The organism is Tolypothrix sp. PCC 7712 (assembly GCF_025860405.1).
Classification (GTDB): domain Bacteria; phylum Cyanobacteriota; class Cyanobacteriia; order Cyanobacteriales; family Nostocaceae; genus Aulosira; species Aulosira diplosiphon.
Genome location: NZ_CP063785.1, coordinates 524,352 through 551,330, shown reverse-complemented (window position 1 = coordinate 551,330; position 26,979 = coordinate 524,352). Strand labels below are relative to the sequence as shown.

The 26,979-nt window shown below is 41.9% G+C and carries 23 protein-coding genes and 1 pseudogene; 11 read left to right on the top strand and 13 right to left on the bottom strand.

From position 1 onward, the window contains the following. Nucleotides 1–48: 48 nt before the first annotated feature. Nucleotides 49–900: an N-acetylmuramoyl-L-alanine amidase gene (locus HGR01_RS02065; RefSeq protein ID WP_045870071.1), complete on the bottom strand. Its 852-nt coding sequence runs from the start codon at nucleotides 898–900 to the stop codon at nucleotides 49–51. A 218-nt stretch (nucleotides 901–1,118) separates the two neighbouring features. Next, nucleotides 1,119–1,403 (bottom strand): annotated as a pseudogene (locus HGR01_RS02060) (hypothetical protein); the annotation flags it as partial. Between the two features lie 61 nt (nucleotides 1,404–1,464). Here HGR01_RS02060 and tnpC point away from each other — a divergent pair. Next, nucleotides 1,465–2,937, top strand: coding sequence for an IS66 family transposase (gene tnpC, locus HGR01_RS02055; RefSeq protein ID WP_045868690.1), 1,473 nt, complete (start codon nucleotides 1,465–1,467; stop codon nucleotides 2,935–2,937). 1,063 nt (nucleotides 2,938–4,000) lie between these two features. Here the strand turns inward: tnpC and HGR01_RS02050 are convergent. Beyond that, nucleotides 4,001–4,699, bottom strand: a complete 699-nt coding sequence (locus HGR01_RS02050; RefSeq protein ID WP_096622207.1) for a diacylglycerol/polyprenol kinase family protein — start codon at nucleotides 4,697–4,699, stop codon at nucleotides 4,001–4,003. A gap of 64 nt (nucleotides 4,700–4,763) precedes the next feature. Between HGR01_RS02050 and yidD the strand changes: the two genes are divergently transcribed. The 3 genes from yidD (at nucleotide 4,764) to HGR01_RS02035 (ending at nucleotide 6,384) form a co-directional block, all read left to right on the top strand. After that, on the top strand, nucleotides 4,764–5,000 hold the full coding sequence (gene yidD, locus HGR01_RS02045) for a membrane protein insertion efficiency factor YidD (protein ID WP_045870068.1): 237 nt from the start codon (nucleotides 4,764–4,766) through the stop codon (nucleotides 4,998–5,000). Nucleotides 5,001–5,043: 43 nt separating this feature from the next. Next, complete coding sequence (locus HGR01_RS02040; RefSeq protein WP_045870067.1) at nucleotides 5,044–5,757, top strand: M15 family metallopeptidase; 714 nt, start codon at nucleotides 5,044–5,046, stop codon at nucleotides 5,755–5,757. 177 nt (nucleotides 5,758–5,934) lie between these two features. After that, the gene (locus HGR01_RS02035) at nucleotides 5,935–6,384 is read left to right on the top strand and encodes a DUF2127 domain-containing protein (protein ID WP_045870066.1); all 450 of its coding nucleotides are present in this window, start codon (nucleotides 5,935–5,937) and stop codon (nucleotides 6,382–6,384) included. Nucleotides 6,385–6,525: 141 nt separating this feature from the next. Here HGR01_RS02035 and HGR01_RS02030 read toward each other — a convergent pair whose 3' ends face one another. Both HGR01_RS02030 and HGR01_RS02025 read right to left on the bottom strand, forming a co-directional pair. Continuing rightward, a complete protein-coding gene (locus tag HGR01_RS02030; protein ID WP_045870065.1) occupies nucleotides 6,526–6,999 on the bottom strand; it encodes a TspO/MBR family protein in 474 nt (157 codons plus the stop codon). Nucleotides 7,000–7,100: 101 nt separating this feature from the next. Next, entirely contained in the window at nucleotides 7,101–7,574 is a 474-nt protein-coding gene (locus HGR01_RS02025; RefSeq protein WP_045870064.1) for a TspO/MBR family protein, read from the bottom strand. A gap of 1,287 nt (nucleotides 7,575–8,861) precedes the next feature. On the opposite strand from HGR01_RS02025, the gene kdpA reads away from it, so the two are divergent. The 4 genes from kdpA to kdpC all read left to right on the top strand — a co-directional run bounded on the left by kdpA (nucleotide 8,862) and on the right by kdpC (nucleotide 14,020). After that, nucleotides 8,862–10,562: a potassium-transporting ATPase subunit KdpA gene (gene kdpA, locus HGR01_RS02020; protein WP_045870063.1), complete on the top strand. Its 1,701-nt coding sequence runs from the start codon at nucleotides 8,862–8,864 to the stop codon at nucleotides 10,560–10,562. Nucleotides 10,563–10,655: 93 nt separating this feature from the next. Next, nucleotides 10,656–12,761, top strand: a complete 2,106-nt coding sequence (kdpB, locus tag HGR01_RS02015; RefSeq protein WP_045870062.1) for a potassium-transporting ATPase subunit KdpB — start codon at nucleotides 10,656–10,658, stop codon at nucleotides 12,759–12,761. Between the two features lie 338 nt (nucleotides 12,762–13,099). Continuing rightward, the gene (kdpF, locus tag HGR01_RS02010) at nucleotides 13,100–13,351 is read left to right on the top strand and encodes a K(+)-transporting ATPase subunit F (protein ID WP_045870061.1); all 252 of its coding nucleotides are present in this window, start codon (nucleotides 13,100–13,102) and stop codon (nucleotides 13,349–13,351) included. A 57-nt stretch (nucleotides 13,352–13,408) separates the two neighbouring features. Further along, a complete protein-coding gene (gene kdpC, locus HGR01_RS02005; RefSeq protein WP_045870060.1) occupies nucleotides 13,409–14,020 on the top strand; it encodes a K(+)-transporting ATPase subunit C in 612 nt (203 codons plus the stop codon). A 202-nt stretch (nucleotides 14,021–14,222) separates the two neighbouring features. Here kdpC and HGR01_RS02000 read toward each other — a convergent pair whose 3' ends face one another. Both HGR01_RS02000 and HGR01_RS01995 read right to left on the bottom strand, forming a co-directional pair. Further along, nucleotides 14,223–15,995 carry a pentapeptide repeat-containing protein gene (locus HGR01_RS02000; RefSeq protein ID WP_045870059.1) on the bottom strand — a complete coding sequence of 591 codons (1,773 nt, stop codon included), beginning with the start codon at nucleotides 15,993–15,995 and terminating at the stop codon, nucleotides 14,223–14,225. Between the two features lie 46 nt (nucleotides 15,996–16,041). Next, complete coding sequence (locus tag HGR01_RS01995) at nucleotides 16,042–16,302, bottom strand: hypothetical protein (RefSeq protein WP_168160967.1); 261 nt, start codon at nucleotides 16,300–16,302, stop codon at nucleotides 16,042–16,044. 197 nt (nucleotides 16,303–16,499) lie between these two features. Between HGR01_RS01995 and HGR01_RS01990 the strand changes: the two genes are divergently transcribed. Then, on the top strand, nucleotides 16,500–19,544 hold the full coding sequence (locus HGR01_RS01990; protein WP_045870058.1) for a zinc-dependent metalloprotease: 3,045 nt from the start codon (nucleotides 16,500–16,502) through the stop codon (nucleotides 19,542–19,544). Here HGR01_RS01990 and HGR01_RS01985 read toward each other — a convergent pair. Both HGR01_RS01985 and HGR01_RS01980 read right to left on the bottom strand, forming a co-directional pair. Further along, nucleotides 19,541–19,684, bottom strand: coding sequence for an alpha/beta hydrolase (locus HGR01_RS01985; RefSeq protein ID WP_155539193.1), 144 nt, complete (start codon nucleotides 19,682–19,684; stop codon nucleotides 19,541–19,543). The genes HGR01_RS01990 and HGR01_RS01985 overlap by 4 nt on opposite strands. 305 nt (nucleotides 19,685–19,989) lie before the next feature. Next, the gene (locus HGR01_RS01980) at nucleotides 19,990–20,721 is read right to left on the bottom strand and encodes a DUF1995 family protein (RefSeq protein WP_045870057.1); all 732 of its coding nucleotides are present in this window, start codon (nucleotides 20,719–20,721) and stop codon (nucleotides 19,990–19,992) included. Nucleotides 20,722–20,932: 211 nt separating this feature from the next. On the opposite strand from HGR01_RS01980, the gene HGR01_RS01975 reads away from it, so the two are divergent. Both HGR01_RS01975 and HGR01_RS01970 read left to right on the top strand, forming a co-directional pair. Beyond that, nucleotides 20,933–21,352 carry a XisH family protein gene (locus tag HGR01_RS01975; protein WP_045870056.1) on the top strand — a complete coding sequence of 140 codons (420 nt, stop codon included), beginning with the start codon at nucleotides 20,933–20,935 and terminating at the stop codon, nucleotides 21,350–21,352. After that, nucleotides 21,340–21,675 (top strand): XisI protein, encoded by a 336-nt coding sequence (locus HGR01_RS01970; RefSeq protein ID WP_045870055.1) that lies wholly within the window; start codon nucleotides 21,340–21,342, stop codon nucleotides 21,673–21,675. The genes HGR01_RS01975 and HGR01_RS01970 overlap by 13 nt, the downstream gene beginning before the upstream one ends. Nucleotides 21,676–21,804: 129 nt before the next feature. Here HGR01_RS01970 and HGR01_RS01965 read toward each other — a convergent pair whose 3' ends face one another. From HGR01_RS01965 to HGR01_RS01950, 4 genes are all read right to left on the bottom strand, one after another. Beyond that, the gene (locus HGR01_RS01965; RefSeq protein WP_155539189.1) at nucleotides 21,805–22,047 is read right to left on the bottom strand and encodes a hypothetical protein; all 243 of its coding nucleotides are present in this window, start codon (nucleotides 22,045–22,047) and stop codon (nucleotides 21,805–21,807) included. A gap of 51 nt (nucleotides 22,048–22,098) precedes the next feature. Then, nucleotides 22,099–25,902 (bottom strand): HEAT repeat domain-containing protein, encoded by a 3,804-nt coding sequence (locus HGR01_RS01960; protein WP_263420070.1) that lies wholly within the window; start codon nucleotides 25,900–25,902, stop codon nucleotides 22,099–22,101. A 72-nt stretch (nucleotides 25,903–25,974) separates the two neighbouring features. After that, nucleotides 25,975–26,415: a hypothetical protein gene (locus HGR01_RS01955; RefSeq protein WP_045870054.1), complete on the bottom strand. Its 441-nt coding sequence runs from the start codon at nucleotides 26,413–26,415 to the stop codon at nucleotides 25,975–25,977. 415 nt (nucleotides 26,416–26,830) lie between these two features. Beyond that, nucleotides 26,831–26,965, bottom strand: coding sequence for a hypothetical protein (locus HGR01_RS01950; protein ID WP_255325198.1), 135 nt, complete (start codon nucleotides 26,963–26,965; stop codon nucleotides 26,831–26,833). Nucleotides 26,966–26,979 lie beyond the last annotated feature (14 nt).

The window sequence follows — 26,979 nt, the reverse complement described above, 5'->3', positions numbered from 1 at the left end:
TTTACTTTGATATTGCATCAAAATTTTATTACTGAACTTTAGTGGTATTTAACTCAGGCGCTGGCGATAGCTATGAAGCAAATTAAAGAATTTGTCAAAATCAAAATTTATCGGGTCAATTTTTTGGCGTGAACGGTCTACGGCTTTATGGGTAGTAATCCGCTCATCGGGAACTTGACTTTGAGCGATTAACCAAGCTAAAGATTGATATTGAGCTTCTGTATAACCACTGTGATATTCTGCTTTGTCATTCCCCCAAGCTTCTGGCGGTGTTTCTAAAGAAACGTGATAAGCAAAGTTATTTACAGAAGGTGGTAAATTCGGATTTGTTTTCACTGTTTCTTCGCCATTAGGGCCATTAAACACCGAATTACCTGCACCAAAGGCGCGTTTTTCTGGAGGAATAAGATAAACGACTGTCCCATCTTGGGTAATTAAGGCGTGATAACTGGCTTGAATATTTTCATTATCATGGGGTGTTTGAAAAAAATTAACCGCGCTAGAAGCAGAATTACCAGTTTCATGTATGACTATAATTGGCTGATTGTGGAGAGTGACACCATTAATATCTTTGGCGTAACGTTCTCCATAGTTGGTTGGGTTTACATGAGTGATGAGATATCGCGGTTTATAGCTAGCAAATGCTTGAGTAGTGCGATACAATCCTACAACCTTTTGCTTTTTGGCAGGTGGTTTGATTGGAATTTGAGGTTTAGCCTCGGGATTTTTCGCTGATTGTAATTGCGCCTGGGGATACTCACTCCAAGCTATAACCTCTGGATTAGATATTGCATTATTGTTCTCAATTTTTGCTGATTTACCAGCAAAAACCGCCAAAATTAGAGTGGCGAACAATAAGAAAATAAGCATTATTTTAGTCGCCCATTCTCTAAATCTCATTTTTTTATACTAATAAAATACTTACTACTAATTTTAATATCTAAATATTACAGAAAAATAGACTATTAGTATACTTGTCTGGGCTAAGTATTTCTGTTAGGCTATAAATCTTTTCATGCATAAATATAGGTTAAGCTTTGAAGATTAATGTTGGGTTGCGCTGCGCTTAACCCAACCTACATTTGCTATTTAAGAGAAATGCAGGTTTAGCTATTACTCTATAAACCATCCCACTGGAATTCAGCTAACATTAATAAGCAAAAAGCCATAAAAGCGCCAGTAATGAGAAACTGCCAAGGGGCAATATAAGGTAATAAAAAGATTAACAATAGGTGCAGTATACCTGTGAAGATTAGGGCACGCGATCGCACTCCCAAACCAGTACAAATGTATCCGATAGTGCTTAACCCTAACCACAATCCACAGAGATTTGATAGTATCTCAACCCAACCCAAATAAATACTCAAATCTGTTAAAACCACCCCCAACAGCATTAGTATTACCGTAAGGATTCAGGTGGCAGAGTATTGACAAAGGGATCGCTTGAGGAGGAGTATCACAGATATGAACCAAAACCTGCCTCAAGATTTAGACCGGGAAAGCTTGAACCAGTTATCGAAACAAGAACTGGTAGAGATAATCATTGAGCAGAGCAAGGTAATAGGTGAATTACAGAAAACAGTATTAGAACTACAGCAAGAAATAGAACGTTTAAAAGTCAGCAGAGATTTAGACAGCAAAACCTCATCTAAGCCGCCATCAGGGGACATCCTCAAAAAGAGTGAAAACAAAAAAGCAGCACCGCAAGAAGAATCAAATCATCCCAAAAGAAAGCCAGGTGGGCAACCAGGGCATCAAGGTAAGACCCGTAAGGGTTTTGGTAGAGTAGATCGTTGTGAAATCTTACGTCCAAGTGATTGTGTCTGTTGTGGTCAAAAAGCGTTTGCGGCTGTGGCAGTAAAAGTAGAAAAACAGTCTGTAGCGCAACTAGTGGAGCGTCCCATTGAAATAGTTGAGTATCAACGCCATACGTGCCAGTGTGAGTACTGTGGCAATATACAAACAGCCTCCTGGTCACAAGATATCATCCCAGGACAGGATTTAGGGATTTCTTTACAGGCATTTTTAGGATGGGCAAATAATTATGCACATATGCCCTATGAAAAACAGCAAGAAATGTTGTGGGAGTTAGGTCAAATTGAAATTGGGCTGGGAACTTTAGTCACCACAAATGAACGAATTCAAACAGCGATTCAACCAAGCATTACTGAGTTAAGTAATTGGGTAAAACAGACACAACCTAACATTCATGTGGATGAAACACCTTGGTCTGTCAAGGGAGTTAAAGAATGGTTGTGGGTAGTTGCCAATTCTGAGTTTTGCCTGTTTACTGCTGCTGACACTCGTTCCAGAGCAGAACTAGAAGCCATTTTAGGGGCTAAATATACAGGGGTAATCAGCAGCGATGATTTTAGTGTTTACAATGGCTATGCGGTGCCTGAGCAGCAGAAATGTTTGGCTCATCTACGCCGTCACTTCAAAAAACTAATTCAACTTCCAGGTCTTCACAACCAAGCTATTGGTGAAGCATTTGTGGATTTAATTGATGAAGCTTTTGGAAATTATGCCCAATGGTTTGAGACTCTTGACTGCGCCAGTTATAACGATTGGGTCAATCAATTCAAATCTAAATTGCAACAAACACTTGATGACTGGATTAACTTAGCCGGAGCTACAGCAGGAAACCTTTTACGTTCCTTGCGCGATAAAGCCTCCCAATGGTGGTATTTCCTTGACAACCCTGAAGTTCCTCCTGATAACAATCAAGCCGAGCGATCGCTGCGTTTGGCTGTGACAAAACGTAAAGTTAGTGGTGGTTCCCGTTCGATGGAGCGGTTTCAACATACTGCCAATTTGTTGACGGTGGTTCAAACCTGTCGTCGTCAAAGTCTGTCTGTTATTGATTTTTTTGTACAAGCACTAATTGCTGACTCTATTAATTCTCAGTCTCGCCCTTCTCTAGTTCCTCAATTTTAGACCTGAATCCTTACGTATTACCCAGGAATACAGCACCCATTTCACTTTTCTTTCGCTTACCCAGTAAGTAGCCCAACTTACCATTGCTACTGTGCCGATACAACTGAGGATAGTCCATAACGTAGCTTGCAAACTCCAACTAATAGGAAGAAACTGAGCATTGATAAATATTGTTAGTAGTAGCAAACTCCAAAATATGCAAGCTTGATCGACGCAGGTGTAAAAAGTGGAATGAAGTTTAACACTGCCGATTTGCCAGTTAATATACCTGATTCCAAGCTGCTTTTGAACTTCTAGAGTTAATAGTTTCCGTACTAAAAGAGGTTGCGAATAATTAAAAAAACTCATTATGGAAATTTTTTACCAAGTCTATATAATCTTTTTTGTTATATATAAAATTATTTGAGTTTTAATCTAATCTCTCTTGGGTGATAAATTTAGCTCTGTTATATTCTGTATTTAGTTATACTTTTGTTATTGTTTTTACAGAAATCTAGATGGATAAATAAACCTCAAGCCAAAAAATTTATCCAATGGCTGAATTATTATGATTTCATGACAATAATTCCGACTGCGTAGGGGTCGGAATTAAGATTTTTTAATAGTAATTGGGTTAATAAATTACAGCTAATTTTTTAGTGTTTAACTGTGCTATTGGCTAATAACTATGCAACTTATAGAACTTCTACCAAATTAAATAATGTTAGCGACATATCAATATATTCTAGAGGGCAAGGCAGTGCCCATACGTGTCAACTTAAGCTTAAAGCGATATAGGGCGGGCGTTGTACAAATACCTCGCGCCCTCATCCCCTAACCCCTTCTCCCGCAGGAGAAGGGGAACTAAATCTCTTGCTCCCTTCTCCCTGGGGGAGAGGGGCTGGGGGTGAGGGCAAAAACCTTGCTACAAAGCGGGTTTCACGTTAAGTTGACACCAATGGGCAGTGCCTTGCCCCTACAATTTGTTGCATTCTTTTTTCAAATTGCTATTATTTTTGATTTTTGAAATTCACGTGGGATGCGTTAGCTTCAGCGTAACGCATCCTACATGGTAATCAGATTTCTAGATAGGAAAAAGCTGCATTAACATAAATGCTAAAGCTGCACTACCTAAAGGAACTGTGAGATTATCAATTCCCAGAAACGAAAAAGCTTCTAAAGCTGTTGCTAAAATCGCTACTACCAAGGATAAGACCCAAGTTTGCCAGATATTACCTTGACTACCAAGCAAAACTAAACTGCTAACTAGGTAACTCACCAGCGTCATTGTTAATGAGCCTTCCCAGCTTTTTTGTGACCCCAAAATTTTATACTTATGTTTACCAAAGCGCTGACCAATTAAGGCTGCGAATCCATCACCCCATGTCATCACTAAAATTCCTAAAGCTGCGTATTGGGGTTGTTGCAAATGCCAGAAGCAAGCAATTAAAATGCCGAAACTCAAAGAGTAAAAAAATGTCCCTAAACTTTGACGACCGACACTATTAATACCGGGGAGAATTGGCAAGCGATAAGACAATAAAGTAACGGCACTGGCTACAATTGAAGCTGTAATACCAATACTTGCGGGAATATTTAACCACCACGCTAGTAAAATCACATTACCAGTGCCAATGTGAACTATCTTGCGGATGATTTCTGGTTCTTTATGGGCGAAGCGATTTACACCCCAAGCGATCGCTAAAATAAATAACACCCAAACTGCTGCGATCGCAATTTGTAGCCATAAAGGGGGAATTGACTCTAAACCAGGAATTGTAATCACCAAAAATGCTAGTAGAAAACTTGGCTCTTATTTACTACTTTATTAGATTTAGGTTATTGCGATGAAACTATTATTGATTTGGCTGATTCGGGGCTACCGCATGTTTATTTCGCCGCTGTTTCCGCCCACTTGTCGGTTTCAGCCTACTTGTTCAATGTATACTATCGAAGCAATTGAAAAATTCGGTGCATTGCGTGGTACGTGGATGGGTATTCGCCGGATTTTGCGTTGTCACCCCTTCCATCCCGGTGGTTACGATCCAGTACCGGAAGTTGTAGAAAAAGTAACTGAAGATTAATAATTTTTACCGTATATATTTTGAGCCTCTAGCTGCTGCAACAATGAGACCATATCACCAAATCCCGATTTTAGAATGTGGTGAACCTTTAATAGCGATTCCCTTACAACTATTTGCTGTGGAATCTCCCCATCCTTATGAAAAACTGGGTGCGCCTTATGGGGAACATTCTCCTTATTATTTACGGCAAAGCGTCATTGAATGTTTAATCCAAGCGCAAAATTATCTGCGATCGCAATATCCTAATTGGTACATTCAAATTTTTGATGCTTATCGCCCTGTAGCTGTGCAGCAGTTTATGGTAGATTACAGCTTTGCCGAAGCATTAAAGCAAAGAGGACTGAGTGAGGCGGAGTTATCGCCTAATCAACACCAAGAAATTTGGGAAGCTGTTTATCAGATTTGGGCTGCACCTAGCTTAGATGAAAAAACGCCACCGCCTCATAGTACAGGTGCAGCAGTAGATGTCACCTTGGTAGATGATACTGGGAAAATCGTGGATATGGGTTCACCGATTGATGAATTGTCAGAGCGATCGCTTCCCGATTACTATGCCAATAGTGAGTCCCCACAGGCAACACAGTATCATAGTCACCGTGAGTTATTGAGAGATGTGATGTTAAAAGCTGGATTTTGCCGCAATCCTAGAGAGTGGTGGCATTTTTCTTATGGTGATCAAATGTGGGCTTGGTTAAATAATCAATCTCATCCCCATAATTCTTTTACAGCTCGCTATGGGCGTTTTCACATAAATTAAGTTATTGTAATTAGTCTTAATTACTCTTCAATAAATCTAGTATTTCCCAGCAGTTAGATACTGATTAAATTTGTCCATCCTAGGCAAATATTAAATATTTTGAGGTAGATTCAGGGAAAAATTATTATAAATAATGTAGGAAACTCAATATCATATCTATCCTACTCAGGAGGTTGCTTGGCAAAGCGTTCGGCGGGATTGGTAACAATTGTTTGTTACAAAGCATTTGTTGCTTCACTTTTAATGGTTACTTCTATAGCTTTATTATTGGCATTAAAAAATCATCAATATCTAGAAGAATTTTCTGATAATTACGTATTAGAAGGTAAATCAAGCATTATTAATTGGCTTGTGGAAAAAATTCTAAATTATAATCGTAAAACCCTTGTATTTAGCGGTACTGCTTCAGGAATATATTCTATTGTGACTGCCATTGAAGCTATTGGGTTATGGTACGAAAAACGTTGGGCACATATTTTAGTGCTGATACTAGTCGGTATTAGTATACCGCCAGAAATATATGAATTAATTCGGGGGCTATCTCCGATAAAATTAATTGTTTTAATAGTCAACTTAGGAGTATTTTGGTATTTATTAAAGAATTTCCCCAAGCATAAACATTCGTAGGATGCGTTAGCGATAGCGTAACGCATCAGCAACAAAGCTGAGATATTCTAAATTATTAGTGAAAAATTAAATTCCCGACTTCTCAAAGAAGTCGGGAATTTGGACATCGTGCATTTTCACAAATTATCGCTTTTTGATAGTCTACGCATCTTCAGGATTGAGATGTTTTAACTCATCAGTAGTGTATGTGCCGATAGGACTCCAAACTAGATAAGGAACGAGTAAAAGCGCTGCTACCCAAGAAATTGGCAAAACAGAAATTGCGAGAATCACACTTAAAATTAATCCACTAAGCCCTAAACTTTCCCCGATGTTGAGGCTATGAAATCTCAACATTACAGGAATATAGGCAACAGTAATAATTTCTAGCGCTAGGTACAAACCCATTAGTATCCAGGTAATTAAACTACCAGGATTTTTTTGCCAAACAATATTTGCGGAAGCTGCACCACAAATAAAAATCGTTGTCCAAATAAATGGAATAAGTGGTTCAAAAACTAGCCAGCGAGGGCGACTTAACAGCGCGAACCATTTAACATCACGGGGTGTGATGAAGAAACTACCGAGTGCAATCAAGAATGTGATAGCACCAATCACCATCCAAGATTCAATCATGGTGTTCACCTTTGCCTGTACATTTTGTTAAGCCATACAATGCAAGTTTGGCAATTACAGGCATGAGTTAAATCAGTCGCGGGTGGGATCTGGATACTGATTTATGCTTCTTGAGGATTAAGGTGAAGCATCTGCCAAGTGGTATATGTCCCGATGGGACTCCAAAGTAAATAAGGAACTAATAAAAGTGCAGCCCAATTAGAAGTAGTTAAAACTGCAAGTGCTAATAGTAAACCAATAATAAAGCCTGTACCGCCTAAAATCGTACCTACTTTAAGGCTACGCAGGCGGAACATTACAGGTGTGTAAGCAATAGTCACAATTTCTAAAAGTAGATATATACCCATCAATAGCCAAGTATTGTTAGTTCCTGGGTTTCTTTCCCAGACAATGTAAGCAGACCAAGCACCACAAATAAAAATTACAGTCCAAATAATTGGAATTGCTGCCTCAAAAGTTAGCCATCGAGGTCTTTGCAATCGCTGGAACCACTTGCGATCGCTAGGCGTAATGAAATTAGCGCCTAAAGCGACGACAAAAGCTACAGCCCCTATCACCATCCAAGATTTAATCATGCCGCCCTATCCTTTGCGATCGCTAGTAAATATTGAAATATCACTTATTCAAGTGCAATCATGGCAATTTAGCCCAGATTTCTCATCATCCCTGGGTTTGATTAAGTAGGTAGGTGCGATTAATCCGAATTATATAAAGTTTTGTAATGTTTGTTGATGTAAATAATACCAATTGAAAATATAGCTATGCGTCCCACTCATGTATCAATACGGTTCAGATCATTAGTGATTGATTTGTTAGTTGTGGAAACAGCTAGCAAACTTGGGGGATTCTCCCCCAAACCCCCGATTGGGTGACGGTTGCGTCCCCCAAACCCCCTCCAAAATTATTTGTTTTGTTGTCAATTTATTTTCTTAACTGAACTACCTTGACTCATGTATTAACTCGATTCTGTTCAGGACTTAAGCAACTGGTACACACATCTTCTGATTTAAGAGTCAAGAGTCAAGGGTCAAAAATTCAGGTCTTTTGGACTTTTGACTCTTGAACACAAGTTCACTCAACGGAGGGAACCTCCGCACGTGACTGGCTCCTCTTGACAGCCTCAACGAAAAAAATGTGACACTCGCGTAAGTCCTACTGTTTTTAAACTGGTGTAACATGAAGCGCATCTATCTGATTTTAGCAATGAGATTGGTTGCTAATTTCTGCCGGATATTGAATCATTCATGCCCAATCTCTAATACCAAATTGAAAAAAGAATGCGACAGATTGTAGGGGTACGGCATTGCCGTGCCCTCTAGAATATATTGCTGTGTCGCCAACATTATTTGCATTGGTTTATTTAAAATTTCAAAATTTGTTTTTACTAATAAGCACATATATATAACGGCAGATTCACTTTCCTGCATTGCTGACCAGGAATTAGTTTTACTACCAGATTTTTGTAATTATTGTCGCCAAATTTTAGGAATATGCAATATAATTTTTTGCTAACTTCAGTTAGGCTGAGAGCCTTCTCCCTGAAGTGTGTCGGCTGATACGATATCCGCTAAAGTATATGTAATAAAAATATCATCCTCCCTGATATAGAAGCATATATGTAAGTAGCAACATCAGAAAATGTATTGTATAAACAAATAGTACACAGGAGATAGATTAATGACTAAAACTAAAATTTAAGTATTCTTAGCAGAAACTTCAAGAAGTATCTGGAAAATAGAAAGTTATCCAAATACTTAATCCAGATTAATGAATCGAGTTTATATGAGATATTGTCAGGCAGTTGATGTATTAATTTGCATGAGTAACTGTCTAGAACTTAAATTTAATTGAGTACAAAATACATGGGACAAGGTTTTTTACAAATTGGGTTAACACTATGTATTGTGATAGCAATTACATCAGTGTTCGGAAGATACATAGCACGTGTCTTCATGGGAGAAAGAACCCTGCTTGATTCCTTCATGAATCCCATAGAACGAAGTATCTTCGTCCTAGCGGGTGTAAGACCGAAAGATAGTATGACAGGCGGGCAATATGCCAGGGCTGTAGTATACAGTAACCTCGTCATGGGCATTGTAGTGTATTTATTAATATTTTTTCAGAGATTTTTACCCTGGAATCCCAATGGCTTTGGTGCGCCAACCTGGGATACACTACTGCACACTACAGTTTCTTTTGTCACGAATACCGACCAGCAACACTACGCAGGTGAGACGACCTTAAGCTATTTTAGTCAGGTAGCAGCTTTGGGGTTTTTGATGTTCACCTCCGCGGCTACAGGGTTGGCGGTAGGAATTGCCTTCATTCGTGGCCTCACAGGTAGGAAATTAGGGAATTTTTATATTGACCTTACCCGTGCCATTACCCGCATCCTACTACCAATATCAATAGTGGGTGCGATCGCACTCCTCATCTCAGGTGTACCGCAAACATTAGGCGCACCTGTAGTAGTGAGAACCTTGGAAGGAGGTACACAGTATATCGCTAGAGGCCCAGTTGCATCTTTCGAGATGATTAAAATGCTGGGTGAAAACGGTGGTGGCTTTTTTGGTGTGAACTCTGCCCATCCCTTTGAAAATCCTAATGGCGCTTCTAATTTAATAGAACTCATTGCCATGATTTCTATCCCCGCAGCTTTAATTTACACCTATGGGGTTTTTGCCAATAACCTCAAACAAGCATGGCTGCTGTTTTGGATGGTGTTTGTAATTTTCGTGGTTTTAGTGGGCATCACATCCACCGCCGAACTACAGGGAAATCCCTTGATTAATGGCACTCTGGGATTAGAATTTCCGAATTTAGAAGGTAAAGAACAGCGTTTTGGTTGGGCACAAACAGCGCTATGGGCTGTCATGACTACCGCCACTATGTCTGGTGCTGTCAACGGAATGCATGATTCCTTAATGCCCCAAGGAATATTTTCAACTTTATTTAACTTATTTCTCCAAATTATTTGGGGTGGTCAAGGTACTGGAATAGCTTATCTATTAATTTACGTAATTCTTACCGTCTTTCTCACTGGCTTAATGGTAGGGCGTACCCCAGAATTTTTAGGACGCAAAATCGAAAAACGGGAAATTGTGCTCGCCAGTATAGTATTACTGATACATCCGATTGCCGTATTAATCCCCAGTGCGATCGCCTTAGCCTACCCAATTTCCTTTGCGGGAATTACCAACCCTGGCTTTCATGGCATTTCCCAAGTAGTTTATGAATATGCCTCAGCCGCAGCTAACAATGGTTCCGGGTTGGCAGGGTTAGCTACTACTCAACCTGCACCTACAGCTTTGTGGTGGAATTTGAGTTGCTTATTTCCCCTGTTAGCAGGACGCTACATACCAACTATTGCCATATTGTTACTAGCTGATAGTATGTCTCGTAAGAAACCAGTACCAGAAACTCCTGGTACCCTCAGAACCGATTCTCTGCTATTTACTTGTGTCACAGCTGGCGTAAGCCTCATTCTAGGCGTACTCACCTTTTTCCCAGTTTTAGCCTTAGGCCCCATAGCCGAGGGTATTAAATTATCCTCTGGCAGTTAAATACATAAGGAAGACAATATAGCAAATCTCCCTCATCCCCCTCATCCCCCTCATCCCCCTCATCTCCCTCATCACCCTCACTCACTAAAATCTATGAATCAAGCTGCAGCTACCTCCAAAGCTAGACCTCCGCGTTCTCGTTCAGGCGATCGCCGTCAACCACGCAAAAAGACCAAAATCAGTGCTACAGGCATCTACTTGCGAGCCATTAAAGATGCTTTTGTCAAGCTCAATCCGCAACACGCCATCAAAAACCCAGTAATGTTTTTGGTGTGGGTTGGTACGCTCATTACTTTAGTGGTTACCATCGATCCCAGCTTATTTGGCCCAGTACAACAGAATAATCCGCAACTCTTCAACGGCATATTAACTGGGATTTTGTTTTTCACAGTCTGGTTTGCCAATTTTGCCGAAGCTGTAGCCGAAGGACGAGGTAAAGCCCAAGCCGATGCTTTGCGATCGACAAAATCAGAAACAACTGCCAAACAACTTGCCACCGATGGCACTATTACCGAAGTCCCATCCAGCAGCCTCAAACAGGGTGATACCGTCTACGTAGTAGCAGGTGATTTCATTCCCGCCGATGGGGAAGTGATTATGGGTGTGGCTTCTGTAGATGAATCGGCAATTACTGGAGAATCTGCACCAGTACTGAAGGAATCTGGCTCGGATGTTGCTAGTTCTGTGACTGGTGGTACGCGGATTATCTCTGATGAATTGATTATCCGCATTACAGCCGAATCAGGCAAAGGGTTCATCGACCGGATGATTGCCTTGGTGGAAGGGGCAGAACGCAGCAAAACACCCAATGAAATTGCTTTGACTGTATTGTTGGCAGTTCTCAGCTTAGTGTTTTTATTTGTAGTCGTAACTCTGCCTGCATTTGCTTACACCGTTAAAAATCCAGTCAGCATCCCGGTTTTAATTGCCTTATTAGTTGCATTGATCCCCACCACTATTGGCGGATTGCTAAGTGCTATTGGCATCGCCGGGATGGATCGAGTCGCCCAATTTAACGTGATTGCTACATCTGGTAAAGCTGTCGAAGCCTGCGGTGATGTTAATACCCTAGTTCTCGATAAAACAGGGACAATTACCCTTGGTAACCGCTTGGCAGAAGAATTTATTCCGATTAACGGTCATACACTTGAAGACATCGCCAATGTTGCTTGGGTAGCTAGCGTATTTGATGATACGCCTGAAGGGAAATCGATTGTGCGACTAGCAGAAAAATTAGGCGCAAGGGTAGATTTTGACTACAATCAGGCACAAGCAGTAGAGTTTTCTGCTAAAACCCGCATGAGTGGCACCAACTTACCCGGTGGGAGAGAGGTACGCAAGGGAGCCGTGGGAGCAATTAAAGGGTTTGTACGTTCCCGTAATGGCCGCGAAACCCCAGAACTTGATGCAGCTTACGAGCGAGTTTCCCAGCAGGGCGGTACACCCTTAGCTGTGTGCTTAGACCATGAAATCTACGGCGTAATTTATCTCAAAGATATTGTCAAACCTGGCATTCGCGAACGCTTTGACCAGTTACGCCGCATGGGAGTACGTACCATTATGCTGACTGGAGACAACCATATTACGGCGGCGGTGATTGCCAAAGAAGCTGGCGTTGATGATTTCATTGCCGAAGCCACCCCCGAAGATAAAATTACTGTCATTAAGCAAGAACAGGCGAAAGGCAAACTAGTCGCCATGACCGGAGATGGCACCAATGATGCCCCAGCCTTAGCACAAGCTAATGTGGGATTAGCCATGAATACGGGGACTCAGGCAGCAAAAGAAGCAGCAAACATGGTGGATTTAGACTCAGACCCCACAAAATTGATTGATATCGTCAGTGTTGGTAAACAATTGCTCATTACCCGTGGGGCGTTGACAACATTTTCCTTAGCTAATGATATTGCTAAATACTTTGCAATCATTCCCATAATCTTTGCCTCTGCTAATTTGCAAAGCCTAAATATTATGAAATTGACTAGTACTAATTCAGCAGTATTATCGGCATTAATTTATAACGCTTTGATTATTCCTGCCTTAATTCCTTTAGCTTTAAAGGGCGTAAATTTTCGACCCTTAACAGCTAATCAACTACTGCAACGTAATATTTTGATTTATGGTTTAGGTGGAATCATTACACCATTTATAGCCATTAAAATAATCGATATTCTAATTACACTAGCAGGTTTAACTTAGTACAGTATTTCAGGAATTCGTGTTTAATTAAAGATAATTGGCGGAGGCTGTCATTTGTCCTTAGCTATTTGTCATTAGTAAGGATTTAGAGTCTATTTATGTGTACTAACATAGTTGGGTTAATTTCCACATACCTACTTATTCTGCGTTACTTGGCGGGAACCTCCGCAGTACTCTGCGTTTAATTAGATTATTTCCTATTTAAACGGAAATACTTAGACAAATTTGCAAAATGAATTCGACAGATGGATTGATTGTTATAACTCTTGTATAAAGAGTAACTCCCAATCCCAAATCTAAAATCCAAAATGGTATAAGGGTGCAAAAAATCAAGTAAAATGAACAAAAATCAGGATAAAAATGCAAGACAGACAAAAAATATTGTCTGGACAAAATTGCGTAAACAACAGTTACTACTGCCAACTTTGATGGCGCTAGGATTCACCTTAGCAATTGCCCCTGTAGTTTATGCCGCCTCAGATGTCAGTTTAGAAAGTCGCACCACTTGGGCAATTGGCATTTTGGGACTTGTCACAATATCGCTTGTTATATACTTGTTTGTTGTCGTTTTTCAGCCAGAACGCTTCTAACAGTTCAAAATTATTATTCAAGATTAAATTCAAAAGAGCGATCGCACAGATTATTGTATGTCTATTATTCGAGAAATCATCAAATCAATTCGTATAACTTTAGTACTTTGGTTACTAACAGCACTCATCTATCCTCTGTTAATTTTAGTAGTCGGTCAGGTGTTTTTCCCTTTGCAAGCTAATGGCAGCATCATGCAAAATATAGATGGTCAACCAGATGCCCCACCAATTGGTTCTGCCTTAATTGGTCAAGTATTTACATCAGAGAAATATTTTCATGGTCGTCCCAGTACAGTCAGATATAGCCAAGGTAAAAAAGCCAAAGCAACTGGCATCTCTGGCGCGAGTAATCTTGCTCCTACTAATCCAGAATTACTCAATCGTATTGTTGAGCAAGCTAATCAATTTCGAGACGAAAATGTTCAACCAACTGCAGATTTAATTTACACCTCTGCATCTGGCTTAGATCCTCATATTTCTGTGAAATCTGCTAGGCAGCAATTGGAGAGAGTCGCTAGTGCCCGTAACGTCAAAGCAGAAGAAATATTACCTCTAATTAATAAATACACTGACGATAGATTTTTATGGGTTTTTGGTGAGCCAGGAGTAAATGTTTTGCGATTAAATTACGCTCTTGATTTGCAAGAAATTAATCTTAAGGCAAATTAATAAGTTTAATTGGGCATGGGGCATGGGGCATTGGGCATGGGGCATTGGGCATGGGGTAATAGGTAATTGGTAATTGGTAATGAGTAATGAGTAATGAGTAATGGCTATTCTCCCCTGCACCCCTGCTTCCTCTGCTCCCTCTGCTCCCTCTGCTCCCTCATCTCCCTCATCTCCCTCATCCCCCTCATCCCCCTCATCTCCCTCATCCCCCTAACCCAAGCTGCTGCTTCAATCCTTCTGGCACATTGACTGCGGTTTCTAACCCGCGCACAGTTTCCCATTGCTGCTTTTCTCCCCAGGTCATTTCTTCTAGGTTGGCTTCGCTGACATCAGCATTGCTGAGTATGGCGTAGCTAAGGTTAGTGTGGCTGAGATCCGCGCCATTGAGTAAAGCACCACTGAGGTTACTACCACTGAGGTTGGCTTGGTTGAGGTTGGCATAGCTGAGGTCGGTACCAAAAAGCATGGTATCACTCAGGTCGGCACCACTCAGGTCAGCATCATTAAGTATTACGCCGCTGAGGTCGGCATCGTGGAGAATTACACCACTCAAATCTACACCGCTGAGATCTGCACCTAAAAACATTGCACCGTTGAGCTTTGCGCCGTTGAGTTTTGCGCCATTTAGTTTGGCGTAGCTCAGATCAGCAGCTACAAGAATGGCATCATGAAGTTTGGTACTGAAAAGAATTGTGTCGCTGAGGTTGGCACCGTTGAGGATGGCACGGCTGAGGTCTGCGCCACTGAGGTCGGCACGGCAGAGGTCAGCATGACTGAGGTTGAGACCAGTCAAGTTAGCTTCGCTGAGGTTGGCACCGAAAAGTATTGCATGGCTGAGGTCGCCACTGTTAAGGTTAGCATCTTTGAGATTGGCACTGCTGAGGTCAGCACTAGTAAGATTGGCATTTTTGAGATTGGCACTGCTGAGGTCGGCGTGGCTAAGGTTAGCGCGGCTGAGGTCGGCATGGTGAAGATTGGCACCGCTGAAATTGGCGCTGCTGAGGTCGGTGCGGCTGAGGTTAGCATTGCTGAAGTTGGCACCACTGAGGTTGGCATCACCAAAGTTGGCACCACTGAGGTTGGCATTGCTAAAGTTTGCACCTGTTAAGTTGGCATCTCCTAGGTATGCACCAGTAAGGTTAGCGCCGCTAAAGTTAGCACCTGCCAAGTTAGCATTTCCTAAATAAGCACCACGAAAGTTGCCGCCTCTTAAGAATTCCCCAACGATACTAGTAAAATTCCCAATTTCTATGGCATCGCTATAGTTAATAATACGTAGGAGTTGCGATGTGAAAAAACTTTCTGTATCCGGTTGGCTGGAAGGATAAAACGTAATATGCTGCTGAAGTTCAGCTCGCCCTTGAGCGTAGCGGTGTAACTCCAAAAGTAATATGAGTACATTAAGTCCTGTATATATATCTACTTGCCTTAGTCCAATTTCGCGATTTTTCGCGAGCATCTGTAGCATTTTTTTCTGAGGCAAGTTATCATTCGGTGCTGCATCGATAAATTCCCCTCGACACCAGCGACGATAAAATTCTTCTAGGCGTTGGCATAAGACTACTGGACGAAATTTTTTCCCCGCAATTAACAAGTTCATGCCTTGTTCAACTATGTCTGAGGTCAAGGCGCTCTGACCTAATAAATCATAAATTTGTGCATATAATTGGCGATATCTGGCGGTGAGTCGCTGCGCGTCTATGCGGAGTGTAGCGGATGATATCTCGCTCGCGAACTCTGGCAACCCACTACCGGGGTTTGACCATTCTTCCAACCTTTTTTGTAATTGTTGGGGTAGTAAAGAGTCTGGTAAAGTATCTTGAGCAAATTTAAAGCCTAGCTCAAAATCTGGAGTTGTTTTTCCCCTAGAAGACACTGCTTCAGCTTCCGGAGATTCTGTCTGCGAGAACTCTGGTAACTTTGTACCTCTGGCGTAATTGCTTAAACGCTTCCAAATTTGCAATAAATAGGACATTTGGTATCTTGGATTACTATCTGATTACTGGTTAGTTAGAGATGATTTAAAGATTGAGATTGACTGAGAAGCTAATCGGGCAAAAAATAAATTCGTATAATTTATAACTAGTAACTATTAGAGATGTTTTGGTGGTAGGTAACCAATCAGCACCTGACAATTTTTCTTTGTGTAAATCGAAATCAACAGCTTGAGAAGTTGTGCCTTTTCCAGTAATGTCATCGATTTGGCATAAATTGTTATACTTTCTTCCCAGCAAGTTTACTAGTCTGGTGTCAAAATAATACGTACTGTATGCTACAGACACAATTGTTAGCAAAAATACTACAGTAAAACTGTCCAATCAGATTCAAAAAAATAATGATAACTTAACGAAAAAGTTCACTGCTGGATATTAGCCAGCTAATAATATTTTTAGAATAAGCTTCAGTTAGATCAGCGCCAAGTAGCTTAACTTTACAACAATGAGAAATTAGCTATTGATTGTTATCGGGGATTGATTAAATGAATAGATTAACTTTTTATGTAATTTTGTTGCACGGTTTGTTTTTAGGATTAACAACCGCTAGTGCTAAGTCTGTACCTAATAACAGAGTAAATACTGAGTTACACAATCTCCAAAAGGTAGATAAAGTTAGTGTAAAACCAGTCACAGTCAAGGGTACAGAAAAGTCAGAGAGTAGCCTACAAAACCTGAAAGCTGTAAAAAAGCTAGACAATAATGCTCTCAAACGAGCCTTAGAAGCATCACAGTTACCCCATTCTTTAGGGCAAAAGACGGATCAAGTCTGGGTGCTTAATCAAAATCAACAAGTACAGCAGCAACCTTTTAACTGGATAGTTCAAAGTCCGAAAGAAGTTGGGAAACAACCTTTTTTACAAGCGGTCAAAACCCCAGACAAGCCTAGCGAAAAACCTAACTCATCGAGTAAGCCACCAAAAAAGGATGACTTAGAGCCATTTGATGAAGTTACTAAAGATACTGAAAAGTCAGCGGGAGTGTTCACGCTTTATCGCCAGAAAGAAAAGAATAAAATTTATTTAGAAATTCAGCCAGAGCAACTAAATAAAAATTATCTAGCCACTTCTACCTTGGAATCTGGGATTGGGGAGCAGGGTATTTATAGCGGTATGCCTTTGCAGGACTTTTTATTTTACTTTAAACGAGTGGATAATAACCTGCAATTTGCTGTTCGTAATGTTAATTTTCGGACTCGTGAAGGAGATCCGCAAGCGCGATCGCTAGCTCGGTCTTTTAGTGACTCTGTACTGTACACTATTCCCATTAAAAGCATTCATCCAGAACGCAAAACTCTGCTGATTGACTTGGGCGATTTGTTACTGACAGATTTAGCAGGCTTATCTCTAAGTTTGGGGCTACCTGGTGGTACAGACCAATCATATTTTGGTGAAGCCAAAGTCTTTCCAGAAAACATAGAAGTAGAAACAGTTTTAAATTTTTCTGGTGGTGGCGGTAGCAGTAAAGATAGTGAAATGCTTAACTTTGAGTCTTTAGCTGACAGCCGTGGCTTTACTCTGCGCCTGCACTATAGTATTTCCCAGTTGCCCAACAATAAATATCAACCTCGTTTAGCTGACGAGCGTGTGGGCTATTTTATCACTGCTTATCAAGACTTATCTAAAGACGATCGCGGCGACCCATTTGTACGTTATATCAATCGTTGGAACTTAGAAAAAGCCGACCCACAAGCAGCAATATCTCGACCGAAAAAACCAGTTGTTTTCTGGATTGATAACGCTGTACCTTTTGAGTATCGCGATGCCATTAAAGAAGGGATATTAATGTGGAATAAAGCCTTTATCAAGGCAGGCTTTAAGGACGCAATTGAAGTGCGGCAAATGCCAGATAATGCCACATGGGACCCTGCGGATATTCGCTACAACACTATCCGTTGGATTAACACCATTGATGGTTTTTTTGCTAGGGGGCCATCCCGTGTTAATCCCTTAACTGGAGAGATTTTAGATGCAGATATTTTAGTAGATGGCAGCTTTGTCCGTGTACTGAAGAATGAGTATCGTCAAATAGTACAACCCAATGTCTCATCTTCACGTACTTCTTTATCGGCGTTGATGCAAAATAATATGCTTTGCGTCAATGGCTTAGGTGGCAAATCTAAGACTAATCCCCAGCAAGAAGCAAAGCAAAAGCCTTGGTTAGGTCGTTTAGCGAAAATCGCTGGTGAGTCAGACTTATGCTACGGTATGGAAGCCTCGCAGCAGTTTGCCTTGGGTTCCTTGGCAATGACACTTCTAGAAGATAACACCACTAGCCAAGAGCAATTAAAAGCATATATCAATCAATACTTACGCTTAATTATTGCCCACGAAGTTGGTCACACCTTGGGGTTACGTCACAATTTCCGGGGTAGCAATCTACTCCCACCGGAAGAACTCAACGATCAGCAGATTACGAATCACAAAGGTTTAACAGCTTCGGTGATGGATTACATTCCGCCAAATATTGCCCCCCAAGGTACCAAACAGGGTGATTATTTCCCCAGTATGGTTGGCCCTTATGATGATTGGGCAATTCAATACGGTTACACACCTACACAAGCCTCAACCCCCATCGCCGAGAAATCATTTTTAGAAGAAATTGCTAGCCAATCCGATCGCCCAGAGTTGAGTTACTCTACAGATGAAGATAGATATGACCTCGACCCGACTGCGAATGCTTGGGATAATAGCGGTAATGTACTGCGGTATTCCCAATGGCAGCTAGATAATTCTCGGGTGATGTGGGATCGTCTCACCAAACGTTATCCCATTGCCGGAGAAAGTTTTAGCGATTTGAGCGATCGCTTTGGTACTGTCTTAGGTAACTACTTCCAAAATATTTTTTACACCACAAAATATATTGGCGGACAGTCCTTTTATCGCATTCGTGCTAGCGCCTCATCTACCAAACTAAGTGGACAAAAGCGATTACCATTCCAAGCCGTACCAGTAGAAGAACAACGCCAAGCATTAGCGACGTTAAATAAATATGTCTTTGCTGAAGATGCGTTTAACTTCTCGCCAGAATTGCTGAATAAATTAGCACCTTCTCGCTGGTATCACTGGGGTAGCTATCCAATGATTGGGCGTTTAGATTACCCAATTCATGACTTGGTGTTAATCTTGCAGAGTGCGGTATTAATGGATTTACTTTCAGGCGATCGCCTTACCCGCCTCAAGGACATTGAACTCAAAAATCCTACCGAAAAAACACTTACTATTCCAGAGCTATTAGATACTCTGCAAACAGATATTTGGACAGAAATCATCAAACCTCAAAGCAAACCCCTGAAGATTTCCAGCCTGCGGCGAGGCTTGCAGAGGGAATATGTGAATATTTTGAGCGATATGGTGTTACGCAAAGAATATGTACCTGAAGATGCACGTACTTTGGCATGGTATAAAATCAAGCAACTTAACGAAAAACTAGCAGGAGTCAATTCTGACGATGAATATACAAAAGCGCACATCTTAGAAACACGCGATCGCATTGAGAAAGTCTTGAATGCGCCGATAAGAAGTAATTAATTGGGATGGGGCATGGGGCATGGGGCATGGGTAATGAGTAATGAGTAATGAGTAATGAGTAATGAGTAATGAGTAATGAGTAATGAGTAATGAGTAATGAGTAATGAGTAATGAGTAATGAGTAATGAGTAATGGCTCATTGGTGTCAACTTAAGCTAAAAGCGATATAGGGCGGGCGTTGTACAAATACCCCACGCCCTCATCCCCTAACCCCTTCTCCCCGAGGAGAAGGGGAACTAAATCTCTTGCTCCCTTCTCCCTGTGGGAGAGGGGCTGGGGGTGAGGGCGGAAACCTTTCAACCAAGCGGGTTTCACGTTAAGTTGACACAGGTGGTAATGGCTATTCTCCCCTGCACCCCTGCTCCCTCATCTCCCTCTGCTCCCTCATCTCCCTCATCTCCCTCATCCCCCTCATCCCCCAGTCCCCCAGTCCCCAGTCCCCCTTCTAACTACTCAACGCTTTGATGAATCGTTGCAAACTCTTAAACACACTTGGTTTTTTGGCAGGTGTACCGTCTGTTGCTGTTTGGGATTGTTTCATTAGAATGAGATCTAACTCATCACCTGAAGGTCTGTTGGGTAATTCTGTGATTTTTTGATAATCGCCGTCTTTTTCTACCCAAACTTCCCATAACCCAGGGTAGCACCGGAAAACGGCTGTTTCGTCGTCTACAGGGCGGAGGTAGTAGGAAGATTCTATGGTGCTAATAAAACGTTGACGGGTTTGTCTTCCTGCATAACCAATACCGACAATCCCAAAATCTTCGAGGCGGGGATTTAAAAGAACTATGGGGCGATCGCCTATTTCTTGACAAAGTTTTTCCATCTGCGGGACTTCCACAGATGTTGGGGTAATAAAGAGAAAAATTTCATCCTCTGGCTTCACTTTTGATCCGACAGGAGTTGCCCTACCTGTACCAATATCCTCAATTTTATATGGCGTATCTGCCCATTCACGACGAGCAAGGGCAGCAGCACCAGCATCAGCAAAGAAAATCTTCAAGCCAGAACCATATTCGGCAAACATTGGTAAAAAGTCTGCCGCCACCAGCATCATTTTAAGTTCGGGAAACAAATACTCAACTTGTAAGCGAGTACAACCATCAGCTAAAGCTGCTTGGGTAGCTATGCGAGATTGGGCGATCGCTTCTTCAAGACTCTTGGGAAGTTCACTCATTGTCGGCATTTTACTTTTGTGTATACTTCCATTGTTTCAGTATTGGCTATCCAAACTGTATGGAAATAAAGGTTTAATGGTAATTCGTAATTACAAATTATTAATTACGAGTTACGAAAGCCTCACAGATGTGAGTAATGATAGCTTCTCAACGAAGTGCGATCGCCTGCTCATATAATCTTGATAACAGGCACGATACAATCAAAAAAATATGCCTGCCAGAGACCTGTATCACGATAACGTTAAAAATGCCCTGATTAAAGATGGCTGGATCATCACTCATGATCCCCTACGAATTCGTCTGGCGCGAGGTAAAAACCTATTTGTCGATTTGGGGGCAGAACGATTGCTGGCAGCTGAACGTGGCACCGAAAAGATTGCTGTCGAAGTTAAAAGCTTTACCCGTCCTTCGGATATGAAGGATCTTGAAGAGGCGTTAGGTCAATTTGTTTTGTACGCGCAATTATTGAAGCGGTACTATCCAGAGCATATCCTGTATCTTGCTGTTACTGAAGCAACTTGCAAGACTGTCTTTGAAGAAGAAGCCGGACAAACCTTGATTGAAGATGGCATCATTCGTTTAGTAACCTTTGATCCGAGTCAGGAGGCAATTAGCCGATGGATTCACTAACCCAATATCGTCAGACAATTGAAAAAGTATTCCAAGACTATGCCGACTTTCTCCAGAGTGATGATGGGGTAAAAGTTGAGTTAGTGTTAGATAGAGAACGCGATCGCTATCTGTTAGTTGAAACAGGCTGGCAAGACGGTTATCGCATCTATGGCACTTTGCTGCACATTGATGTGATTGATCATAAACTTTGGATTCAACACGATGGGACAGAAGAAGGTATCGCGAATGACTTAGTAGCCGAGGGAATTCCCAAAAAGCAGATTGTTCTGGCTTTTCGACCCCTGGAACAGCGAAAACACACAGAATTTGCGATTTCTTAGATAAGTAGTAGTGCAAATTTGATTGATTAGCATTTCCTAACCTTGGATTTTAGGAAGCGATCGCCTTTGTATTATGAATCCGTTTTTCTCACGAAAGGCTTGACTCTCTAAGTTGACGCACAAGCAAAACTAGAATAGCGTTGATTGATAAGTTTTGCTTAAGCTGTGGTGACCACAACATAAGCATTCGTCACCAACATGACGATGTTCGTCACCAACATCACGATGTTCGTCACCAACCTCACGACATTCATCACCAACATCACGATGTTCATCACCAACATCACGATGTTCGTCACCAACCTTACGATGTTCGTCACCAACATCACGATGTTCGTCACCAACATCACGACATTCGTAAAGAATAGGCAAGTTGTTGTTACTTAACGCACGACATTTGTAACGTGGCTGCGGTAAAAGTACTTAAATTCTTGTTAAGAGGATTTTCTTTAAGGTTTGCAGCGCACGAGTAACAAAATTATGCTGATGCCAAGCTTGATAGAAGTCGGGGTAAGGCATATTCTGGGCGCATTTCCAGGCTAAATCGTAGTATTGATCATTTAATTGCCAATAACCACTTAAAGCTTTGACTACATCAACGCGATGCTGATTATTTATAATTTCCCCTAAGCTATTTGCTGCCTGCAAACGGATGTCGTCATCCACAGTAGTTGATTGCAGCAGTTGCACCAAAGCGGCGATCGCAATTTCATTGCCTGGGTCGATTTCCCCTAAGCTAATTGCTGCCACCTGACGGATGTAGTCATGCAGATGATTTGATAGCAGCAATTGCACCAAAGCAGCGATCGCAAATTTATTGCCTGTGCCGATTCTCCCTAAGCTATATGCTGCCAGCCAACTGGTGTAGTCATATAGATTAGTTAATAGCAGTTGCACCAAAGCGGCAATCGCAATTTCATTGCCAGTGCCGATTTTCTCTAAGCTTGATGCTGCTCGCCAACGGGTATCGTCACCCAGATTAGTTGATTGCAGCAGTTGCACCAAGGCTAGGATCGCAATTTCATTGCCTGGGTCGATTTTCTCTAAGCTTGATGCTGCTCGCCAACGGGTATCGTCATCCAAATTAGTTGATTGCAGCAGTTGCACCAAGGCGGTGATCGCAATTTCATTGCCAGTGCCGATTTTCTCTAAGCTTGATGCTGCTCGCCAACGGGTATCGTCACCCAGATTAGTTGATTGCAGCAGTTGCACCAAGGCTAGGATCGCAATTTCATTGCCAGTGCCGATTTCTCCTAAGCTTGATGCTGCTTCCCTACGGGTGAAGTCATCCAGATTAGTTGATTGCAGCAGTTGCACCAAGGCTAGGATCGCAATTTCATTGCCAGTGCCGATTTTCTCTAAGCTTGATGCTGCTCGCCAACGGGTATCGTCACCCAGATTAGTTGATTGCAGCAGTTGCACCAAGGCTAGGATCGCAATTTCATTGCCAGTGCCGATTTCTCCTAAGCTTGATGCTGCTTCCCTACGGGTGAAGTCATCCAGATTAGTTGATTGCAGCAGTTGCACCAAGGCTAGGATCGCAATTTCATTGCCAGTGCCGATTTTCCCTAAGCTTGATGCTGCTTCCCTACGGGTATCGTCACCCAGATTAGTTGATTGCAGCAGTTGCACCAAGGCTAGGATCGCAATTTCATTGCCAGTGCCGATTTTCCCTAAGCTTGATGCTGCTCGCCAACGGGTGAAGTCATCCAGATTAGTTGATTGCAGCAGTTGCACCAAGGCTAGGATCGCAATTTCATTGCCTGGGTCGATTTCTCCTAAGCTTGATGCTGCTTCCCTACGGGTGAAGTCATCCAGATTAGTTGATTGCAGCAGTTGCACCAAGGCTAGGATCGCAATTTCATTGCCAGTGCCGATTTTCCCTAAGCTTGATGCTGCTTCCCTACGGGTGAAGTCATCCAGATTAGTTGATTGCAGCAGTTGCACCAAGGCTAGGATCGCAATTTCATTGCCAGTGCCGATTTTCTCTAAGCTTGATGCTGCTCGCCAACGGGTATCGTCACCCAGATTAGTTGATTGCAGCAGTTGCACCAAGGCTAGGATCGCAATTTCATTGCCTGGGTCGATTTTCCCTAAGCTTGATGCTGCTCGCCAACGGGTGAAGTCATCCAAATTAGTTGATTGCAGCAGTTGCACCAAGGCGGTGATCGCAATTTCATTGCCAGTGCCGATTTTCTCTAAGCTTGATGCTGCTCGCCAACGGGTATCGTCATCCAAATTAGTTGATTTCAGCAGTTGCATCAAGGCTGCGATCGCAATTTTATTGCCAGTGCCGATTTTCTCTACGCTTAATGCTGCTTCCCTACGGGTATCGTCATCTAGATTAGTTGATTGCAGCAGTTGCACCAAAGCTGCGATCGCAATTTCATTGCCAGTGCCGATTTTCTCTACGCTTGATACTGCCTGCTTACGGGTGCTGTTATTCAGATGATTTGATTGCAGCAGTTGTACCAAGGCTGCGATCGCAATTTCATTGCCAGTGCCGATTTCCCCTAAGCTTGATGCTGCTTCCCTACGGGTGAAGTCATCCAGATTCAGCCAACGGGTATCGTCATCCAGATTATTTGATTGCAGCATTCGTACCAAGGCTGCGATTGCTTCTGTCCGGTCTGTCTGTTGTAGTGCTAAATTGGCTTCCTCGGCAATAGGATAGTGAAATGGTAAATATATTTTTTTATTAAAAAAAACAATTTTTAAATAACCAGTTGCCCAGTTGACAATTTGTTCTACTATTTCAGGTGATCTAGAATAAGCTCTAAACTCTGCAATACCTGCGGCAGCTAAAAAGTAAGCCTGATATTCATAAAATCTTTTTCTATTCCACTTACCACATCCGTCTTTAAAGTTCACTAAAGCATCGATCAACTCTTGCTTTTGCTGTTTGAGCTTTTCTTCTTCTCGCCCTAACCAAAGTAATATTGTTTGCTTCCATTGGAGTTCAAAGATGCGATAAGTTCCTTGACTAGGATTTTTGGGAACGTGATTAAGAAAGAAATGCCAATCATCAATTGCTTTAGCAGCAAAGTATTCTTGAAATGAGGCATGAAAGAAAGCGTAAACAGGTTTTCTCTGTTCATCTATCCCTATACTGTTCAGCCAGCCGCGATTTAGTGCCAATTTCAGCAACGAATTTTCATCATCAACATCCCCTAAGAATTGATTAACAAAATCTTGCCGCAAGCGAAACCGCGTTGCTTCTTTGTCTATTGCGGCTTTAGCCAATTCCCCTAATTTGATATTGAGTTTCTGACGCTGGCCAGATGTTGTAGCAAATTCGTCTTTCTTCCACTTGTAAAAGTCATCAACAAATTGCTGATAGAGTCCCGCTTGAGTATCTGGTAATTTGCCATCTCCCGATTGCCAATTCAAACACAGCAGGGTCAACCGCAGAGGATTTTTGACTAAATCCTGAATCCGTTCTTTACCCGGTTCTTGCAAATCACTGCATAACTGATTTCCCTTTTCCGGAATAGCACTGAACCATTTATGAATAAATCTCTCTACCTGTTCTGGATAAGAAAAATCTAAAGTGCGATAGGTATCAAAATCATCAAGTGCATTAATGCTGCCATCCCACAGATTAACCCGACAGGTTAGCACAATTCGCGCTTGAGAAATTAACCCTGCTTCACGGAATTGTCGTGCAATTTCTGTGAGAGGATTACCTGAAGATGTGGACATTTCATCTAACCCATCTAGCAGCAGCCACACATTATTTCGATTAAACAGAGCAACAAAATCATCCTTTAGTTGCTTAGTGGCTTCAGCTTTCCCTATTTTCTCAGACACTTGAGTCAACCAAGTCTCAAACAGATAAGTTTTTAATTCCTTTCCTCGCAAATCTGCTAAAGATACCCAAATGACAATCGACTGGTGAATCTCACGCGATACCCAATCAGCAATCTGCTGTAATAGTGTTGTCTTTCCTGCTCCTGGTTCACCAATAACTGCAATTCGCTTACCTTTACTTTTAGGTGTGTTCTTGTGTTTTAAAACTTCTTCCAGAAAAGCATCATGCTCAAATGTTTTGGTGATTTCTGTCTCCTTGTAAAGTTCTGAACCCTGTTCTGGAGAAACATCACCCTGACGTTTAGATGGTTTTTTGCGCTCAACTAATCCTAGTGGTACGTAAACATCATCAACTTGCAGGGCGACCCCTTCAGTTGATGACAGAGGATTTGTAGTCAGCTTGCGCCGTTCTGCCAATATTTCACGACAGATTTCACGCCAGTCATCGGGAGTTAACTTTGTCCCATCCTCCCTATCGGACGACTTTAGTCAGTTGTTAAACGTGACAGGGGCGTTAAATTGATTTCCTTGGAAGACATTCTTAATCTCATCCGCTAACTTTGCATTGTTAACAACTGACGGGTGTGAGTTGATTTGTTCTACTAGTTTTTGAATTTCTTTGCCCGTCTCAGACTGACTATTTTTAGCGGCTGTTTCGACATCCACAACTGCTTGAGCAATTTCCGGGTCTTGTGCTGCTGCTGCTTGCAGTTCCAGCACTGCTTGACCATAATCTAATCGTTGGGGTTCTTTGGCTTCTACAGCCGCAGTCAGCAATGGCAATTTATGCTTAGTGCGGAGCTTTTCAATTAACTTGCCACTTTGCGTCCAAACCACATCACCAATGTTTTCGCCTACTTTCTCTAGTGGTTTAGTCAAAAGTATAGTCGCGATCGCAGTTACCACAGCCGTCAGCGTCACAGGTTCCATATACTCAGTAATAATAACTATATATAAAAATTAATTTAATCTATTTAGGACTTACGCAAAAGTCACGGAATTACGTCATTACGAGCGCAGCGACGTAATTGCCTGAGATTCTGGGATTGCTTCCCTACACTTCGTTCCGGTCGCAATGACAAATTTTGCTTGCGTAAGTCCTGCTATTTTTTGCTGTTCATCTGCTACTAACACCAGGGGTCAAAGGTAAAGGGGAAAAGGAATTAAATGACTTAGTGTCACTTAAGGGACTTCCAAGAAATAAATTATTCCATCTTGTGGGGCGGGCATCTTGCCCGCCACATAAACTGGGCGGACAAGATGTCCACCCCACAATAAATACTGGGATATTTTTTTATTTGGAAGTCCCTAATAGTAGGTTTTACGCCGCCAATACCCCTACTGCTCAGAAAAAAAACAATTCCCCATTCCCCATTCCCCATTCCCCATTTCCCATTCCCCATTCCCCATTCCCCATTCCCCATTCCCCAATCCCCATTCCCCATTCCCCAATCCCCATTCCCCATTCCCCATTCCCCATTCCCCCTTTTTCTT